General features: G+C 52.6%; 1 protein-coding gene, 2 tRNA genes and 2 rRNA genes. All 5 read right to left on the bottom strand.

Going from position 1 to position 2,768, the window contains the following annotated elements; all coding sequences use genetic code 11:
• Positions 1–662, bottom strand: a 23S ribosomal RNA gene (locus A3764_RS17965); the annotation flags it as partial.
• Positions 663–1,033: 371 nt separating this feature from the next.
• A complete protein-coding gene (locus A3764_RS17970; protein WP_067923909.1) occupies positions 1,034–1,903 on the bottom strand; it encodes a glycosyltransferase family 2 protein in 870 nt (289 codons plus the stop codon).
• A gap of 44 nt (positions 1,904–1,947) precedes the next feature.
• Positions 1,948–2,023 (bottom strand) — tRNA-Ala (locus tag A3764_RS17975).
• An 8-nt stretch (positions 2,024–2,031) separates the two neighbouring features.
• Positions 2,032–2,108: transfer RNA gene (locus A3764_RS17980), tRNA-Ile, on the bottom strand.
• A 136-nt stretch (positions 2,109–2,244) separates the two neighbouring features.
• Positions 2,245–2,768 (bottom strand): 16S ribosomal RNA (locus A3764_RS17985); the annotation flags it as partial.

The following is a 2,768-nucleotide window of genomic DNA, read 5'->3' on the forward strand; positions in this document are numbered from 1 at the left end:
GCTTTCGCTGCGCCTACACCTAACGGCTTAAGCTTGCTCGTGAGACCAAGTCGATGACCCATTATACAAAAGGTACGCTGTCAGGCCGCAANGNCCCTCCAACTGATTGTAGGCGTTCGGTTTCAGGTACTGTTTCACTCCCCTCGTCGGGGTGCTTTTCACCTTTCCCTCACGGTACTGGTTCACTATCGGTCAGTAAGGAGTACTTAGCCTTCGAAGGTGGTCCTCCGATCTTCAGACAGAATTTCACGTGTTCCGCCCTACTTAATACGTCCAATCATGCTTCCTATACGGGACTATCACCCACTCTGGTTGCGCATTCCAACGCATTCTAGTCACACTCATGGCTCGGCTGGTCCCCGTTCGCTCGCCGCTACTAGGGGAGTATCATATTGATTTCCTTTCCTCCGGGTACTTAGATGTTTCAGTTCCCCGGGTTTGCCTTTTTAACCCTATGTATTCAGGTTAAAAATACCTGTTTTACCGCATTATTGACTGCCGCCGAAGCGGCAACAATAACACAGTATCAGGTGGGTTGCCCCATTCAGAAATCCATGGATCAAAGCTTATTCTCAGCTCCTCATGGCTTATCGCAGAGTATCACGTCTTTCATCGCCTCTTACTGCCAAGGCATTCACCAAACGCCCTTTTCGCGCTTGATTTGATCCAGAAAAAGCAAGACTTGCGTCTTGCGCGACCGCACAGCTGGTAACTAAATGCGGTCCTTATTCCGGTATCAAAAGCATACTTTCCCGCCACCACCCGTGCGGATGGTGACATGCATGATCTTTCGATCATGCCGGTTAGTGTACTTGACTTGGACAACGCTGTTCTTTTCAGCAGGCATACATCCGGTCGGCCGAGGAAACAGCCTTGCAAATGCTCGCCGCGGCCCGAAGGCTTTGGCACCAAACTGAGATCATCCTCTTACTTAAGGTGATCAAACAGTGTTGATTTGTATCTCTCTTTACGATGTCAATTCGTCCGGATTGGACGAGCAAAAGCGCCGTAGCGCTCTTGCTGATCTAATCCATCAGCTTTCTTTGAACCAATCAGGCAATGTCGTACGCAAACCGAATTTTATCGATTTCGCCCGCAAAACCTTCAGCTTTGCGTCCCTGACCGGTGATCTAGTAATCGCTCGGTACGCCTTGAGCCGCGCCTTCATCCACGGCGCATCCGGCAAGGTGGCCAGTCTGCTGTAGAAGTTTTGCGCGTCCTGATCCGCTTCAAGCCAGAGCTTGCCAGGCAATCCACGTTCGCAACCGGATGCTACCTGCTTCCGGTGTGCGTTCGCTTCGGCCAATGCTTGGGTCGATGCATATTTCAGGTGAACAAGGTAAATGCCCTTTGGAAGGGTAAGCGATGCTTTGTCGAGCCTGTCGGAAGGCACCTCAACTCCATGTCGAGCCATGTGGGTGCCCCGCCGTACCGCCCAAGCCTTGCTGTAATGTCCGGAAAAGACAGCATGCGATCTGTGCTTCAGCACATCATCACCAGCAATTAATTCCCGGTCACCGTCGACTTCCGCAAGATTGATCCCAAGCGCAAACAGAGCGGATGCTCTTTTATGCGCTTCGAACAATGCTTCGAAGGAAGGAAACTTCATAGGATCGATGCAGATTAGCTCATCTGCATCCGTCCGTATGACCCAGTCAAACAGCGCGCCAAGCCCATCCTGCAGTCCGTTAAGCAATTGCCCGCGGACCCGGTCGAACCCGGCAAGATCATCCCTTGGAACCGTGATCACGTTTGCCCCAGGGCAAAGCTTCCCAATCATCTCATCATGACCGTGGGCCACGATGTAGAGATGTTCAGGCTTCAGGTGCCTCGAGTAATGTGCGTACCATTGCGATATCGCCCAATAATCTCGGTAAACCATTGTGATCGCACAAATCTTCATGATCCCTTCTAGTCATATCGACCAGACAGGAACAAGAGAATTCATGGTGGAGCCTAGGAGGATCGAACTCCTGACCTCCTGAATGCAAATCAGGCGCTCTCCCAGCTGAGCTAAGGCCCCGAAAGGAATGGTGGGTCGAGGAGGACTTGAACCTCCGACCTCACGCTTATCAGGCGTGCGCTCTAACCACCTGAGCTACCGACCCATACGGGCGGTAGCCCGTGTTCAAAATTCTGAAGAGATATGAGGACGGCTCGGTTCGATATATGGACAGCTTTGTTTGCTGTCCTGCTAAGTGTTTCATGAGTTGGACAAGTCCAACTAGCTAGAAACATCCTTAGAAAGGAGGTGATCCAGCCGCAGGTTCCCCTACGGCTACCTTGTTACGACTTCACCCCAGTCGCTGATCCTACCGTGGTCCGCTGCCTCCAAAAGGTTAGCGCACGGCCGTCGGGTAGAACCAACTCCCATGGTGTGACGGGCGGTGTGTACAAGGCCCGGGAACGTATTCACCGCGTCATGCTGTTACGCGATTACTAGCGATTCCGACTTCATGGGGTCGAGTTGCAGACCCCAATCCGAACTGAGACAGCTTTTTGGGATTAACCCATTGTCACTGCCATTGTAGCACGTGTGTAGCCCAACCCGTAAGGGCCATGAGGACTTGACGTCATCCACACCTTCCTCCCGCTTATCACGGGCAGTTTCCTTAGAGTGCCCAGCCGAACTGCTGGCAACTAAGGATGTGGGTTGCGCTCGTTGCCGGACTTAACCGAACATCTCACGACACGAGCTGACGACAGCCATGCAGCACCTGTCACTGCGCCACCGAAGTGGACGCCCGATCTCTCGGGTTAGCACAGGA

The organism is Sulfitobacter sp. HI0129 (genome assembly GCF_001635395.1).
In the GTDB taxonomy this organism is placed as follows: domain Bacteria; phylum Pseudomonadota; class Alphaproteobacteria; order Rhodobacterales; family Rhodobacteraceae; genus Sulfitobacter.